This window comes from Salinimicrobium sp. CAU 1759 (assembly GCF_054482715.1).
The window spans coordinates 1,835,040-1,851,124 of the sequence record NZ_JBTLRK010000001.1; the positions used below are offsets into that span (position 1 = coordinate 1,835,040).

11 protein-coding genes are annotated in these 16,085 nt (G+C 41.4%); 6 read left to right on the top strand and 5 right to left on the bottom strand.

Annotated elements, in window-relative coordinates:
• The first annotated feature begins 46 nt into the window (after positions 1-46).
• The 6 genes from ACXYMT_RS08325 to ACXYMT_RS08350 all read left to right on the top strand — a co-directional run bounded on the left by ACXYMT_RS08325 (position 47) and on the right by ACXYMT_RS08350 (position 11,006).
• Positions 47-1,054 (top strand): glycosyltransferase family 2 protein, encoded by a 1,008-nt coding sequence (locus tag ACXYMT_RS08325; protein ID WP_459058618.1) that lies wholly within the window; start codon positions 47-49, stop codon positions 1,052-1,054.
• Positions 1,047-2,006 carry a YbbR-like domain-containing protein gene (locus ACXYMT_RS08330; protein ID WP_459058619.1) on the top strand — a complete coding sequence of 320 codons (960 nt, stop codon included), beginning with the start codon at positions 1,047-1,049 and terminating at the stop codon, positions 2,004-2,006. The genes ACXYMT_RS08325 and ACXYMT_RS08330 overlap by 8 nt, the downstream gene beginning before the upstream one ends.
• The gene (gene coaE / locus ACXYMT_RS08335; protein ID WP_459058620.1) at positions 2,003-2,587 is read left to right on the top strand and encodes a dephospho-CoA kinase; all 585 of its coding nucleotides are present in this window, start codon (positions 2,003-2,005) and stop codon (positions 2,585-2,587) included. The genes ACXYMT_RS08330 and coaE overlap by 4 nt, the downstream gene beginning before the upstream one ends.
• A gap of 73 nt (positions 2,588-2,660) precedes the next feature.
• Positions 2,661-4,232 (top strand): sensor histidine kinase, encoded by a 1,572-nt coding sequence (locus ACXYMT_RS08340; RefSeq protein WP_459058621.1) that lies wholly within the window; start codon positions 2,661-2,663, stop codon positions 4,230-4,232.
• A 3-nt stretch (positions 4,233-4,235) separates the two neighbouring features.
• On the top strand, positions 4,236-4,958 hold the full coding sequence (locus ACXYMT_RS08345) for a response regulator transcription factor (protein ID WP_029037458.1): 723 nt from the start codon (positions 4,236-4,238) through the stop codon (positions 4,956-4,958).
• 135 nt (positions 4,959-5,093) lie between these two features.
• A complete protein-coding gene (locus ACXYMT_RS08350; protein ID WP_459058622.1) occupies positions 5,094-11,006 on the top strand; it encodes an HYR domain-containing protein in 5,913 nt (1,970 codons plus the stop codon).
• On the opposite strand, the gene miaA is transcribed toward ACXYMT_RS08350, so the two are convergent.
• From miaA to ACXYMT_RS08375, 5 genes are all read right to left on the bottom strand, one after another.
• The gene (gene miaA / locus ACXYMT_RS08355) at positions 10,996-11,907 is read right to left on the bottom strand and encodes a tRNA (adenosine(37)-N6)-dimethylallyltransferase MiaA (RefSeq protein WP_459058623.1); all 912 of its coding nucleotides are present in this window, start codon (positions 11,905-11,907) and stop codon (positions 10,996-10,998) included. The two genes, ACXYMT_RS08350 and miaA, sit on opposite strands and share 11 nt — an antisense overlap.
• Positions 11,900-12,724: an ion transporter gene (locus ACXYMT_RS08360; protein ID WP_459058624.1), complete on the bottom strand. Its 825-nt coding sequence runs from the start codon at positions 12,722-12,724 to the stop codon at positions 11,900-11,902. Before ACXYMT_RS08360 ends, miaA begins: the two co-directional genes overlap by 8 nt.
• Positions 12,725-12,789: 65 nt before the next feature.
• Positions 12,790-14,163: an exonuclease domain-containing protein gene (locus ACXYMT_RS08365; protein ID WP_459058625.1), complete on the bottom strand. Its 1,374-nt coding sequence runs from the start codon at positions 14,161-14,163 to the stop codon at positions 12,790-12,792.
• Positions 14,164-14,179: 16 nt separating this feature from the next.
• Positions 14,180-14,839, bottom strand: a complete 660-nt coding sequence (locus ACXYMT_RS08370; RefSeq protein WP_459059163.1) for a YggS family pyridoxal phosphate-dependent enzyme — start codon at positions 14,837-14,839, stop codon at positions 14,180-14,182.
• A 7-nt stretch (positions 14,840-14,846) separates the two neighbouring features.
• Positions 14,847-16,082 carry a DUF1015 domain-containing protein gene (locus ACXYMT_RS08375; protein WP_459058626.1) on the bottom strand — a complete coding sequence of 412 codons (1,236 nt, stop codon included), beginning with the start codon at positions 16,080-16,082 and terminating at the stop codon, positions 14,847-14,849.
• Between the last annotated feature and the right edge of the window lie 3 nt (positions 16,083-16,085).

The following is a 16,085-nucleotide window of genomic DNA, read 5'->3' on the forward strand; positions in this document are numbered from 1 at the left end:
TCTTATTTTTTGGTGCCCGTCCCACATTCTTTAATACATTTGTGCTATGGAGCTCTCTTTCTCATTTGTCATTCCTGTGTATAACCGTCCTGCGGAAATAAGAGAGCTGCTTGAAAGTATGCTGCATCTCAACTACGACAAGCCATTTGAGGTGGTGATCGTGGAAGATGGTTCTACAATTTCTTCGGAAGAAGTGGTGCGGGATTTCCAGGAGCGACTGAAGATCAGCTATTTCACAAAGCCGAATTCCGGTCCCGGCGATTCCCGCAACTTCGGAATGAGAAAGGCTGCCGGAAATTACTTTTTGATCCTGGATTCAGATGTTATTTTGCCGCCACAGTATTTAGCTGAAGTAGAGGAGGAGCTCCGGAAGGATTTTGTTCATTGCTTCGGCGGCCCCGATGCTGCCCATGAGGATTTTAGCGATCTACAGAAGGCGATCAACTACGCTATGACCTCTTTTCTCACCACCGGCGGAATTAGAGGGGGAAAGAAAATGCTGGGAAAATTTCAGCCAAGAAGCTTCAATATGGGACTTTCAAAAGAGGCCTTTGAATCCAGCGGAGGTTTTGGAAGGATCCACCCGGGCGAAGATCCCGACCTTGCACTAAGGCTTCAAAAAAGGCATTTTACGACCCGTTTATTTCCTGAAGCTTTTGTCTTTCACAAACGCCGTATCGACTGGAGCAAATTTTACCAACAGGTGAAGAAATTCGGACTGGTGAGGCCTATTCTCAATAAGTGGCACCCCGATTCGGCTAAGATCACTTACTGGTTTCCCACACTTTTTAGTGTCGGATTAATAACAGCTGTTGTTTTTGCCATTTTTGGATGGAATTGGCTGCTTTGGGTGTATGGACTTTATTTCATTGTGTTGTTTCTGCATTCCCTTTTTCTCAATAAGGACCTTAAGATCGCGGTGTTATCCATAGGGGCTGCTTTAATTCAGTTTTTGGGGTACGGGTTTGGTTTCTGCAAGTCAACCTGCTATCTTAGGGTGTTGAACAAGGATCCCGAGGAAAGGTTCCCCAAGCTATTCTTCAAACATGTTTAAAAGATTTAAATCTGTCACCAGAACCCGGTTTAGAAAAACCGATTTCAATTCATTCCTGTTCTTTCTTTTCTTTGCTGTGGTGATCTGGATCTTTGTGCAGTTTTCAAAGCAGTATAATGAGGTACTTGAAATTCCGGTGAAGTATGTAAATATTCCCCCAGATAAGTTGCTTTTGGAAGATGCGCCACAAAGCATTCAGCTTAGAATGCAGGAGAATGGTTTCAGAATAGCATGGTTTTCTCTTTTTCCGCCTACCCTTAGCATTGATCTTTCCAAAGCATTTGCTGAAAATGGGTCCCTGATCTATGTAATAGATGAAAACCGATCTGAAATCCAGTCACAGCTGGAAATAGATTTTGACGATAATCAATTTGTAAGGGATGCTCTGGTTCTTGATTATGAGCAGAAACAAGAGAAAAAGCTTCCTGTGAGATCTAAAGTTGAAATAGAATATGCCGTTGGATATTCGGCAGTTGAACAACTTTCTATTGAACCCGACTCGGTAAGAGTGAGTGGTCCCGATAATATTCTGGATACACTTTCTGGTTTGCAGACATTTCCGCTGAAACTTTCAAAGGTCAAGACAGATCAAAACGGATTTGTTTTCCTGGATAGTACTTCACTTCCCAACGTTACCTTCTACCGCAACAAAGTGAAATATTCTGTTGATGTAGAAAAATTTACTGAGGGAAAAGTACAGGTGCCAATTGAGCTCATCAACGTGCCTCAAAACCTCAATGTCGTTATTTTTCCTAAGGAGACGGTGCTGTTTTTCCAGGTGAACCTAAAAGACTTCAGTAAAGTAACGGCTTCAGATTTCAGGGTAGTAGCCGACTTCGCTAACGTTAGAGGAGAGCAGGATTTCCTTATTCCGGAGGTGATCAAAAAACCGGATTTCACTTCCAGTATTCGGCTAAACGAAAAGAAGATCCAGTTTATTATCAAGAAATGAAAGTACTTGGGTTAACAGGAGGAATTGGCAGCGGAAAAACCACAGTTGCCGGATTTTTTCAGGAATTAGGCATTCCTGTTTACATTGCAGATGTTGAGGCTAAGAAGCTCATGGAAACCGATGAAAAAATAAGATTGGCTATAATTCAACTTTTTGGAGAGGAAGCATATAACAACAGTAGTCCCAACAGGAAGTATATTGCATCCAGGGTTTTTGGAGACAAGGAGAAACTTGAGCAATTAAATACAATTATTCATCCTGCCGTGGGAGATCATTTTGAAAACTGGAAGCAGGAACAACATGCTCCATATGTTATCTATGAAGCCGCAATTCTGTTTGAAAAAGGAGGCTATAAAAAATGTGATTATAACCTTCTTATCACCGCTCCATACAACAGGAGAATTGAAAGGCTTCAAAAAAGGGACAGTTCTACCCTGGAGGAAATTGAGGCCCGAATGAATAATCAATGGAGTGACGACAAGAAGGCAGAACTGGCAGATTTTATTATAGAAAATAAAGAGCTCGATAGGACCCAACGGGAAGTGCGCCAACTGCACGAAATCCTCCTTAAGAGCGCGTAAATACTGGTTTCCTTTTGTTAACTTTTGGTTAAAGGCCTGTTTGGCTAAATGTTAAAATCATACTTTTGAAAATATGAACAAAAAGATATTTTTTCTTTTAGTGGTTCTCATGAGCCTCTCTCTAATAGGAATTATATTTGTTCAGGGGTTTTGGATAAAGAACACAGTTGAGAGCAAAGAAGAGCAATTCTCTTTTAATGCTAAACAGATACTGCGAAGAGTAGCCAATGAAGTTGAAAACAATGAGCTTGAGAACTACTATTTCGCAATGCAGGAGTTGGTTGACAGCCTTGGAGCTAAGGCAGACAGTGCTATAATAAGGCAGATCTTTGAAATGCCGCGCGATGAGATTGCCGATGATGCTTTCTTTCAGGCAGAGGGAAGGTTGGAGGAAGACTACAAGCTGTCTACAGCTTTTCTGGATGCATCTATAGATACCATTCAGTTTAAGAAGCTCATCAACCGTAAGGTCTCAAAGCTGGTGAAAAATGACAGTCTGAATGAAAATTCGCTGGCTACCTCCAGTAGGATCAACCGCATCTTTAGAATGAAAGATGTTGAGAAGGAATTTATCCGTTCTACCGTGAGCGAATATACGAGCAGAAAGCCTATTCATGAGAGGGTTTCAAAGTCTTATTTGGAAGAGTTGATCCAGAATGAACTTCGAAACAGAGGGATGAATACCTCTTTTGAATATGGAGTGTACGGCAATGGACTGGCTACAAAGGTACGATCGGAGAATTTTGAACTGGATGCCAGGACCACTTACAGGGTACCGCTGTTTACAGCCGGGAATAACAGCAATAATTATCAGTTATTCGTCAATTTTACTGAAAAGAAGCAGGTTGTTTTGTCGTCCATTACCCTTATGGCGGCCTTGTCGATCATTTTTACTTTGATCATTGTGATCGCCTATTCAAGTGCTTTATCTCAGTTAATAAGGCAACGGCAGATCTCAGAGATCAAGACAGATTTTATAAACAACATGACCCACGAGTTCAAAACACCTATAGCGACCATCAATTTGGCTCTGGATGCTATAAAGAATCCGAAGGTCATGAACGATCCAGATAAAATTGCGCATTATCATCGCATGATCAGAGATGAGAATAAAAGGATGCATGCACAGGTGGAGAACGTACTGCGAATTTCAAGACTTGAAAAGAACGAACTCGATCTAAAGAAAGAAAGGCTTGATCTTCATGAGTTAATTGAAGAAGCGATCACTCATGTCGAACTAATTGTAGAGGATAAGGAAGGATATATTCAAACACATTTTGGAGCATTGAAGTCATCTATACTCGCTAACCCAACTCACTTTACCAATGTTATCGTGAACATGCTGGACAATGCGGTGAAATATTCACCAGATCCACCGCGGATAGATATCTTTACGGAAAATGTCAAGAACTATATCGTAATGAAAATTAGGGATCAGGGTAGCGGAATGAGCAAGCCGGTCCAAAAGAAAATATTTGAAAAGTTTTATCGTGAGCATACAGGTGATATCCACAATGTCAAAGGCCACGGCCTTGGGCTAGCCTACGCAAAACGAATCCTTGATGATCACCACGGGCAAATTAGCGTGGAGAGCGAGAAAGGAAAAGGAAGTACATTTATAATTAAACTACCACTAATATCTTAATTTATGGAAACTGAAAATAAGAAGATTTTACTAGTTGAAGATGACCCGAATTTTGGAACGGTATTAAAAGATTACCTGGCCATGAACGATTATGAGGTCACTCACGCCAAGAATGGAATGGAAGGATTTGAAAAATTCAAGAAAGATGATTTCGATCTTTGTATCCTGGATGTAATGATGCCGTACAAAGACGGTTTTACGCTGGCAAAAGAAATAAGGGAAAAGAATGAGGAAATTCCAATCATTTTCCTAACGGCTAAGGCTATGAAAGAAGATGTTCTAAAAGGTTACAAGGTTGGGGCAGACGATTATCTCAACAAGCCTTTTGACAGCGAAGTGTTGCTTATGAAGATCAAAGCAATAATGCAGCGTAAAGCTACAGACAGTGTGGCCGATAGTAAGCAATTCGAATTCCAGATTGGAGATTTCCATTTGAATTCAAAACTCCGCTTCCTTACTTTTAGGGATGAAGAGCCATCAAAATTATCTCCAAAAGAGAACGAGCTATTGCGACTTTTGGCACTTCATGAAAATGACCTTATGCCAAGGGAACTTGCTTTAACCAAGATCTGGAGGGATGATAACTACTTTACTTCAAGAAGTATGGATGTTTACATTGCCAAACTACGCAAGTACCTTAAAAAGGATGAAAACGTAGAGATCCTGAACATTCACGGGGAAGGGTTCAGGCTGGTGATAAGAAATAAAGAAGAAGCTCAGAGCTAAGCATACTATTTTCAGTTTCTAATATTTGGCATTGCTGCAGTATAGCTGCAGCAATGTTGAATATTTGTATGTTAATAATAACTTTTACGGGGTCTTCGTTTTACTTACTTATATTTGCCGTGTAACCTGCACACAATGAGGAGACTCCGCTCCATCCAAAAATGTCATTCTACTGCCGTATTCCTGCGGCATTTTTTTGGTGGGCTTTGTGCTGGTCTTAGCCGGAAAAAAACTTTTTCAGTCTTTATTTTTTCCTTTTTTCTACTGTACTCCACGAATGGCGCTCTTCTGGCCCAGGAGCCTAATTACACACATAATCCTGCAGAGTCCAGGAACCTGGATAATTTCAGCATTACAATAACAGACGCAATAAATCCTCAGGCAAAAATTAACAGGCTTATTATTGCTGTCGATGTAGGTCCCGATGGTGAAGTTTACGTTCTAACATTTGGTAACGGGATCAAAAAAGTAGGGGCTAATGGAGGCTTGGTAAACTTTATTCCAAATCAAAGCGACAGGTTGAGCAACGCACTGGATTTTGCCATTAACAGTGAGGGGAAATTCTTTGTTGCAACCAATGAAAGTAACCGGAGATTTATAAGAGTTTATTCCCCTCAAGGTGCCTATTTGTCAAACGAAACTTTGGGAGACGGTTCGTATGGCAGCGGCGCAAATAAATTTAAGGGACCTTCAGGTTTGGCTTTCGATAAAGACGACAACTTATATGTTGCCGACCACTATATTGGAACTGAAAACCCTTCCCGCCCAAGTGCTATAAAGATCTACCGGAAAGACGCTTCTGGAAATTACAAGAATAATCTTATTAGAGAATTTGACAATGTCAATGGCACTATTTTAAAATTTCCTTATAGACTTGCTATTAACAGTCAGGGAGAATTGTACATGTCCGAGCTTGGACAAGATGACAATGCGAAAGTGAAAATAGTCCAGTTAGATCAGAATTTCAATCCTATAAGTATAACGAATGGTCCTGCGACTAATTTAGGGGCTCCCGGAAGTATAATTATTGACAAATTTGATTATGTTTTTGTAGCAGACTTCGGAAATGAAATTGATCTGCCAAGACTTTTGGCAGCTACAGAGGATATAGATGAGTTTTACGCTGTTTTTGAAATAATCAAGAATGGAATAAAAAATAACGTTTTTAAGATTAATATCTATAATCCAGATAATTCCTTTAGATCAACAATTTCTTCTCAAATAGATTTTCCTATAGACTTTGCTGTTTCTCCATGCGGCGCTCTATACGTAAATAACGCAATTTTCGATGGAGAATTAGATTCATATTGTATCCCGTTCTTTGGTTGTACCGATGTTCCTGACTTTGACCTGGATTTTGATCTGGAAGTCTATAATAGATCAGCGGGTTATGATACTGAAGCTCCGGTTTTGGTTTCATGCTCCGGTGATCAGGAGGAAGAATTAGTGAATGGGAGTTTTACGATTGGAGATTACTCTAATTTTGCACAATTCACAGATAATTGTGATGATGATCTTGATATTGTTCAAGCACCACCAGCAAACACATCTATAACAGAGACTACAACCATTACATTAACTGCAATAGATGATTCCGGAAATGAATCGGTAGAGTGTACTTTTAAAATTTTAATTGAAGATCCTACAGATACCACAGATCCTGTTTTTTCAAATTGTCCTTCTGAAGACCTTGTAGTAGTAAATGATGCTGGAGAATGTGGTGCTATAGTCAATTATGCGGTTCCCTCTGCTACAGATGATTCCGGAACGGTTAACGTTGAAAGAACAGCAGGCCCTGCACCGGGAGAATTTTTTCCTGTTGGTCCTACTACGGTAACTTATACAGCCACAGACGGAGCAGGTAATACTGCTGAATGTAGCTTTACAATTACAGTGACAGACGAAGAGGTCCCCGAAATTACTTGTCCGGAAGACATTTTTGAAACTGCAGCAATAGGGGAAACGGGAAAAATTGTGAATTTTGATCTGCCAACATATGGAGATAACTGTTCAGGTTCTACGATTCAACAAATTGATGGACAGGCATCTGGAACTGTATTTCCTGTAGGAGAAACTGTCACAAATATCTTTGAAGTAACAGATGCTTCGGGTAAAAAAATAACCTGCAGCTTTTCAGTCACAGTAAATGAAGCGGAAGATGAGGAGGCCCCGGTGATAACCTGTCCAACCGACATAGAGGTGCTGAATGAACCTGGCCAATGTGGAGCGGTAGTGAATTATCCACAACCGGAGGCCAGTGACAATGCAGGTTCACCACAAGTAACAAAATTAAGTGGCCCGGACTCCGCAGACTTTCTTGCGGTCGGCAGTTATGAAGTAGTCTTTGAAGCACGGGATGCTTCAGATAATTTTGCTACATGTACTTTACTTATTACGGTTAAGGACGAGGAGAGCCCGGTTTTTACAACCTGCCCTTCGAATTCAATCCAGTATATTTCAGCTGAAAATGGAGCATATTTGGTTCCTAATCTTCTGGAGCTGGTGGAGGCTACAGATAATTGCAGTTCTATTGTAAATTACTCACAGTCTGTGCCAATAGGTTCAGAAATTACTTCAGATACTACCGTTTCAGTTATTGCATCTGATGAAGCTGGTAATAAATCAGAACCTTGTTTAATGCAACTGGTGCTAATTGAACAAGAAGCGCCAACCTTTGAATGTGGCTCTGCTGAAGCGTTATCCCTGGAGCTTGACGAAACCTGTAATTACCCTGAGAATGATTTTAGAGATCTTGTCATAAATAGACAGCACTTTGAAAATGGGATCTTCATTGATCAGAAGGAAGTGAGAGAAGGGAATGTACTTCGGGTAACTCTGGAAGTATTTCACGGTGCAGACCAAACTGGTGAGTTTGTGGGAGAATGTGAGGTTGAAATTCCTCTTTTAGATGTTACAGCTCCGCAGATCATATCATGCAATGCGTCGCCTGTAGAGACAGGAATAGCTTCGGGCGAAAACTTTATTGTTCCAGATTATTCTTATAAAGTCACCTACGCTGATAATTGCTCCGGATCTTTAAATTTAATTCAGGATCCTGCTGCGGGTACAACTATAACTGAGAACACTCAAGTAACTTTTAAAGTTGAAGATAATTTTGGAAATGTTTCCAATGACTGTTCCTTCCAATTGAAATTTGACGAAAATAAATCTATTGCCTGCAACTCGGTTCAATTAGCTTTGGGTTTAGATGGTACTGTAAATTTGGAAGCTTCTCAAATTTTTGATGGCGATTCCAATGACCCCAATATTCAAAGTATGGTAGTAAATCCTGCTTCATTTGATTGTGATGATTTGGGAACTAAGCAGGTAGAGTTGACAGTTTCTTATTTTGATGGAACCTCGGCAAGTTGTATGACTCAGGTTGAGGTGGTTGATAATCTTTTTCCTGAAATCGATTGTCCCGGAGAGATCACCAGACCCTTCGATCCTTCTACAGGTTATACCACCCCCGATTTTTCTACAGAATTAAATGTGCGGGATAATTGCAATTTGCAGATCGAACAGGTACCGACTCCGGGAACGGTATTATATCAAAACAGGGAGGTGGTTATCACTCTTGAGGATGAGACCGGGAACAGAACAACATGTAACTTCAATTTAATCCTTAATGCCTCCCAGGATTTCAGAATAACCTCCTGCCCAACATCTACCACCGAGGAGCTTTCAACTAATTGTCAATTTCAGCTGCCCGATTATACTGCTGAAGTTGAGACTTCACAAACCTATGTGAACATTATTCAGCTACCATCTCCAGGCACACAGATCTCCGAAGCAACCCAGGTGAGTATTACAGTTACAGGGCCTAATGGCTTGACCGATACCTGTACCTTTATAATTAATGTGGAAGACAAAACTCCTCCTGTAGTTGAATGTCCGGATGACATTACTGTACAGGCTCCGGACGGACAGCTTTTTGTGCTTCCCGACTACAGAGAACTGGCAGAGGTAAATGAGAATTGTTCTTATGAAATTATTCAAAGTCCCGCACCTGGGGTGGAAATTACGGGTGAGGAGACTCAGATTTCATTTTCTGTAATGGATGAAGCGGGTCTAAGCACTACCTGCAGTTTTAGCCTTTTTATAGTCGAGAATGCTCCTTTAGAGATTACCTGCTTGGGTGACCAGTCGGAAACCTCCGGAGAAAACTGCTCTTTTATATTGCCTGATTATACAGAAATGGCGAGCGTATCCCGGGCAGATGCCAAATTATCTCAAGATCCGCCTGTGGGTAGTTTGATTTCAGGATCTACTGATGTAACTTTAATTGCGGTAGATGGAAGTGAGACGGCGAGTTGCACCTTCCTGGTGGAGCTTGTTGACACTACTCCACCTACAATTTCCTGCCGGGAAACTTTTGAACTCTTTCTCAATGAAGAAGGTTACGGTATTGTTTCAGCAGAGATCCTCCTTGAAAATGCAACAGATAACTGCGGAATACAAAGTGCGGTTCTCAGTAAGACCAGGTTCGAAACCCCAGATGTTGGGGAAAATGAGGTAGAAGTGACTGTGACCGATGTAAATGGAAATTCCGGGACCTGTACTACCACCGTGACAGTAATTCCTTTTGAACAAAGTGGTGGAGTTTCTTGTATAGAATCCATCACGCTGCCTCTCGATGAAGAAGGTAAGAGAGAACTCAATCTCAACTATAGTGGGAATGAAGAGAATATAGCACTGGAACTTAGCAAAAGTAATTTTACCTGTGACGATATTGGTTCTCAAATGATCACAGCGACCTACTACGGAGAACACACGGGAAGTTGTGAAATAGAGATCATTGTAGTGGACGATCTACCTCCCGTTGTAAACTGCGTTTCTGAAGTTAACCTTATCCTGGATCAAAATGGGGAGGCTGTGCTCTCTTCAAGTGATGTTAATCTCAATTCCACCGACAATTGCGGTATTGGAGATTTGCGATTAAGTAGAAGTAGCTTTACCACAGAAGACATCGGAACTCAGGAAGTAAGGTTAATTGTCACAGATTCTTCTGGAAATATAAACGTTTGCGAGGTAACAGTGAATGTCAAACCGTACATGGCTACCACGGGAGAATTGAATTGCAAAGAAAAGGTGGTACTGGAGCTCAATAACAGCGGAGAAGTGACTCTTACTGCGCAGGATCTCTATGCAGGTGATCCTGCAGGAGTCGAATTCTTTGGAGAGATTCCCTATACCTGTGAAGACATAGGATTACATACAGTCGTTCTTTCTAAGAAGGATGACCCTTCTCAAAGCTGTGAAGTTGAGGTAGAGGTGGTAGACAATACCGATCCTGTGGCAGTTTGTACACCAGATCTTGAAATTACATTAGATGCTAATGGCACTGCAACATTGTCTGCAGAAGAATTTGGAAGTGGGTCCACAGATAATTGCGAGATCGCTTCAATGAGCCTTGATCGAACAACTTTTACAAAGTCTGATATAGGTCAACAACAGGTTGTTCTAACAGTTGTAGACACATCAGGAAATACAAACACCTGTGAGGGCACTGTAACTATCCTTGCCAATGGAGAAAATCCTCCCGCTGTAGAATGTGTAGATCTTGTTACACTTAGCCTTGATGTAACGGGGAGGGCAGAGATAAGGCCGGAAGATCTTTTCTCTGGAGGTACAAGTACCGGTACTTATACCGTAAGTCAGTCAGTATTTACCTGTGAAGATTTGGGAGAAAATGTGGTCACTCTAAACTATTCAACAGAATTTGAGCAGGGCTCTTGTCAGGTAAGAGTAGGGGTTGACGATCCTCTCGGAATTTGTGAGACAACAGGGCCCGTTGAGGGTGACACTCTGATCCTGTACCCTAATCCCGGGGATGGATTTATCAGATTCGAACTATCTCCCGGGCTGCAAATCGACAGGATCGAAGTCTTTGACGTAAGAGGGCGGTTTGTTATGGAGCATCAGTACGATAACACAGTGCCACCACTCGAATATACGCTGGATTTGAGAGCATATCAAGCAGGTGTTTATCCCATGATGATCTACACTAATGGAAGGGAGTATCTAAAAAGGGCAATTATCTGGTAATTTTTTTCTGAACAAAGGAAACAACTTCTGTAGGAGGGGTATCTATTTTGAACCAGTTGATCTGCTCATTTTTTCTAAACCATGTGAACTGGCGCTTGGCGAACCTTCTGGTATTCTTTTTTATTTCACTTACTGCAGTTTCGAGATCCCATTCTCCCTGTAGGTATTTAAACAGTTCTTTATATCCCACAGTGTTCAGGGCATTTAGATGCTTCCGGGAGAAAAGAGCTTCGGCTTCCTGCAAAAGACCTTGCTCCATCATGATATCTACCCGCCTGTTTATTCGTTCATACACGGTTGCTCGTTCAGCGGTAAGTCCGACATATACAGGCTCAAAAAAGCGATTTTTGGAGCTTTCTTTTCTGAAGGAAGAATACGCTTTCCCGGTGCCCCTGCAAATTTCCAGGGCTCTAAGGACCCGGTGCGGATTTTGAAGATCAACTTCAGAATAATAGTCGGGATCTTTGATTTGCAATTCCTCCTGAAGTTTTTCCAAGCCTGATTCTTCCAGTTCTCTTTTTAGATCTCTTCTTATTTGCGGATCGACTTCAGGAAAATCATCTAATCCTTTTGTGACAGCATCAATGTATAATCCGCTGCCGCCAACCATCACCACTACGTCCTTTTGCTGATATAACTCTTTCAGCTTTTCAATAGCATCCCGCTCAAAATCTCCCACGGAATACTCATCTTCTATTGAAATATGTTGAATAAAATGATGTTTTACGGCTTCCAGTTCCCCTTTGGAAGGGACAGCAGTACCAAGCCTCATTTCTTTGAAGAACTGCCGGGAATCGGCTGAAATGACCTCTGTGTTAAAGCTCCTGGCGAGTTCAACGCCTAAAGAAGTCTTTCCAATAGCTGTAGGTCCAACTACTACGATCAGGAATTTATTATTCATTCAGAAGATTTCCGCAGTTATGGCAATATTCCGCCTTATCCAAATGTTGCGATTCATTACAATGAGGACATACCTGAGTATTCACCTGAACCCGGCTCGATGCTCTTGAAAATTCTGAAGTTACAATTCCGGTAGGTACAGCAATAATACCGTAACCCGTGATCATTATTATGGAAGCTATGAATTGGCCCAGAGGAGTAATGGGGTGTATGTCTCCAAAACCTACTGTTGTTAGAGTGACTATGCACCAATAGATCCCTGTGGGAATACTAGTGTAGCCATTATCAGGTCCCTCTACCAGGTACATGATAGTTCCCATGATCACACATAGAATTACAACTGCGTAAAGAAATACCAGGATCTTGGCTCGACTGTTCCGCAGCGCGAGGAGTAACCTGTTTGACTCTCCAATGTACCGGGTGATCTTTAAGATCCTGAAGATCCTCAAAAGCCGTAGTGCCCTTACGGCGAAGAGAAGGTTGTGCCCCCCGCCTAATATCGCTAGATACGTAGGAAGTGTAGAAAGAAGATCTACTATACCATAAAAGCTGAATATATACTTGGAAGGTCTTTTAATCACCACGATCCTTAGAATATATTCAATGGTGAAGATGGCAGTAATGATCCACTCTGCTGTGTAAAATTCCCAGTAGTATCTCTCGTTAAGTCCGGGAATGCTCTCCAGCATTACCAGGACAATACTTAGAACAATTACGAAAAGCAGCCCTATGTCAAAGGTCTTTCCAATAGGAGTATCGGCTTCATAGATGATCTCATGAAGTTTCTTTTTCCACTCTGAAGTATTTGATTCGGCCACAAATGTAGAATTACAGCCTAAAAATAGGATTTTTCGGGGGAATGTAAACTCTTCAAAAGATAAATCTATTCTGCAGGATCGAGCATGATTACCTTAAGCCGATTGTTTTTCCGAAGATAACTCTGGATAATATGCTGCGCATCACGGTCATTATTCATGGGAGTGATGATCGACTTGATAATGTCCATATTGTTGAGCTGGTAGTTGAGATTAAAATACCCAATTCCTTTGAACTGACCTTCCTCGACCAATAATGCACTCTTTTCATCCAGATCCCGACCCCGGTCGATTACCAGCATATTTTGCCTTTCATAGCTGTATTTATCGAGTATTTCCTGTACTCTCTTATTGTAGTCAGAAGCAGACTCTTCTCCCAGGCAGGCACCATTACATTTTTTAATGCTGTAATGAAAGCAACTTCCATTGCCCTCATGTAGGCCGGTATACCTTTGGCACAAATTATACTCTTCGACCAGGTTAGAAAGCATTTGCTTTGCCTGTTGCTGATTGGTAAAGGTAGTTACCGCTTTTTTACGACGATCGGCCTTGCCAATCTTCAGGTGAATGAAGCCATGCTCATCTGTAGTTCGATACAGAGCATAAGAGAATATTGTCCTGGAAAGAGATTTATTGAATTTAGGCTTATTCCGTTTAATCTCCTCATTTTCCTTGAGCAGCGCATTAAGTTCATTTCCTGTAGCCTCGTAGCTAATAGAAACAACTTCCTTTTGAATCTCTAGTGATTTGCGATTCTCGCTGGTGAAGTGTTGATTTACGCGCTTCTTGATATTCTTACTCTTCCCTATATAGATGATATCTCCTTCTGAATTGTGCAGGTAATAAACACCTGTGATAGATGGCAGGTCTTCAAGCAGCCTAAGAAGCTTATCATCCATTTGAAGTTTTGGAGCATTTCTGACTGAACTCTTGAGGATCTCTTTTTCGGAATCTTTTGCGAGCAGCATTTTGAACAACTTAACAGTAGCCTGTGCATCTCCACTGGCCCTATGCCTGTCGCTCAGAGGGATTCCCAGGGATCTTACAAGTTTCCCAAGGCTATAGGAAGGCAGCCCCGGAATTAGCTTTTTAGACAGCTCTACCGTACAAAGGCTCTGTCTTTCATATTCAAAACCTAATCTGCGGAACTCGGTTCTCAGGATGCGATAGTCGAATTTTGCATTGTGAGCAACCAGGATAGCTCCATCGGTGATCTCCACAATTTGTTTTGCCACCTCGTAGAACTTTGGTGCATGCCGAAGCATTTCGTTATTAATACCGGTAAGCCCAACAACAAAAGGCTGAATTGGAATTTCCGGATTTATTAAGCTAATGAATTGATCTACGACCTTATGACCATCAAATTTATAGACAGCAATCTCTGTAATTCCCTCTTCATTGTACTTCCCGCCGGTAGTTTCTATGTCTAAAATCGCGTACAAATGCTAAATCTCCCTGTTAATTATAATTTCTTTCTCCAAATATTGAACTTCCTATCCTTACCATCGTGCTGCCACAGTCTATGGCGATCCTGTAATCGCCACTCATTCCCATAGATAAAATGCTGAAGGAATTATATTCAGATTTCAAATCTTCAAAGGTAGTCTTTAAAAAGCTAAATTCCCTTCTTACTTTTTCTTCTTTTTCGGTAAATGTTGCCATTCCCATCAATCCAACTACCTTAACGTGAGTCATTTTGCGGTAAGCATCAGATTCAAGGATACCTCTGGCTTCATCAACATCTATTCCATATTTAGTGTCTTCTTCGGCTATCTTGATCTGTAGAAGGCATGAAATTGTGCGGTCGTATTTTTTAGCCTGTTTCTCAATCTCCTTGAGTAGCTTTAAAGAATCTACCGCATGGATAAGGTCCACATATTCTGCCATATACTTCACCTTGTTGCGCTGCACGTGGCCTACCATATGCCATTTAATATCCTTAGGCAGCGTTTCCCATTTCTCGGTCATCTCCTGGATCTTGTTTTCCCCAAAGATCCTTTGCCCGGCATTATAGGCTTCTAAAATGTCATTTTCGGGTTTGGTCTTTGAGATGGCTACAAGAGTGACCTCTTCAGGAATTTCATTTTTAAATTTGGTGATATTTTCTGCAATGCTCATAAAGTCTTCAGAATTCATATACGGTAAGTCCGCTGCGTAATTTGGGTTCAATGCAGGTGCTCTTTGGAGGCATGGTCAAGCCTGCATCTGCAATTTGTTTTATTTCTTCTATTGTTAATGGCAGCATTCCAAAGCCAACTGCAAATTTTCCCTCGTCTACAGCTTTCTTTACATCAAAAGTGTCATTTCTACCCGGAAGATAAGATATTCTCCGGTCATTTTTAAGATCTTCAATTCCTAATATAGGTTTTAGGATCTTGATGAACAGGATGTAAGGGTCGAGAGAACTTAATGAATCGGTGAATTCGTAATTCGTCCTTCGCAGATAGAGCGAGTAATATTCTCCGTCCAAATACATCGAAAAATGATGTTTTTTAGAAGGCTTGTAAAACTGAGTTCCTCTGTTCTCTATCCTGAACCATTCGTCAAGGCCGATCAAAAATTCCTCTTTTCCAAGTCCGTTGAGGTCCCGCACCAGCCTGTTGAATTCATAAAGCTTCAGGTTGCTTTCGGCGATCATGTAGCTCAGGAAAAAATTATAAGGTTCTTCCCCAGTATGATTGGGATTCTTTTCACGGGATTCCTTGGCAAGCAGCCAGGAGGAGGCACTGCGGTGGTGACCATCGGCAATGTAAACTGCCTGCAATTGTTCAAACTCTTTTCTTATGAGTTCAGTTTTTTCATGATCATCTACCAACCACATATAGTGCACATCCCGGTTGAGGGATGAAAACTCATATTCTGGCCGCTCCTGCATCACATCATTAGTGATCTTGTTGATCACCTCACTATCTGGATAGGTGAGGAGCACAGGTTCTGTATTGAAGCCTACAGTCTTCAGGTAATCCTTGAAGAGCTGTTCCCGGTGCGAGATCGTGTCCTCGTGTTTCTTGATCACATTATTTTCGTAATCTTCGGCACTGGTGGCAGCGATAATTCCGCAGTAGGCCTGGTTTCGGGAAATGGTTTTGTAAATGTAGTAAGCCGGTTTTTCATCCTGAATAAAGACCTCTTCCTCCTTGAACTCGAGATAGCGGTTCTTTACAAGCTGAAAACGCTCACTTCCCGATATTTCCTTCTGAAATTTATATCCCGGATTTATGATATGCAGAAAAGAAAAAGGATTGTGCTCCAGCTGAAAGGTTACTTCTTCAACCGAATATTCCTGATAGGGACGTGAAGCCACAAGCCCCACCTTGTCCCGCGAAGGGCGTACTGCCTTGAAAGGAATTATTTTTGCCAAATG

Excerpts from the sequence above, each read along its gene's own strand:
- ACXYMT_RS08325 (WP_459058618.1), top strand. The coding sequence starts at position 47 with ATGGAGCTCTCTTTCTCATTTGTCATTCCTGTGTATAACCGTCCTGCG.
- ACXYMT_RS08330 (WP_459058619.1), top strand. The coding sequence starts at position 1,047 with ATGTTTAAAAGATTTAAATCTGTCACCAGAACCCGGTTTAGAAAAACC.
- coaE (WP_459058620.1), top strand. The coding sequence starts at position 2,003 with ATGAAAGTACTTGGGTTAACAGGAGGAATTGGCAGCGGAAAAACCACA.
- ACXYMT_RS08340 (WP_459058621.1), top strand. The coding sequence starts at position 2,661 with ATGAACAAAAAGATATTTTTTCTTTTAGTGGTTCTCATGAGCCTCTCT.
- ACXYMT_RS08345 (WP_029037458.1), top strand. The coding sequence starts at position 4,236 with ATGGAAACTGAAAATAAGAAGATTTTACTAGTTGAAGATGACCCGAAT.
- ACXYMT_RS08350 (WP_459058622.1), top strand. The coding sequence starts at position 5,094 with ATGAGGAGACTCCGCTCCATCCAAAAATGTCATTCTACTGCCGTATTC.
- miaA (WP_459058623.1), bottom strand. The coding sequence starts at position 11,907 with ATGAATAATAAATTCCTGATCGTAGTAGTTGGACCTACAGCTATTGGA.
- ACXYMT_RS08370 (WP_459059163.1), bottom strand. The coding sequence starts at position 14,839 with ATGAGCATTGCAGAAAATATCACCAAATTTAAAAATGAAATTCCTGAA.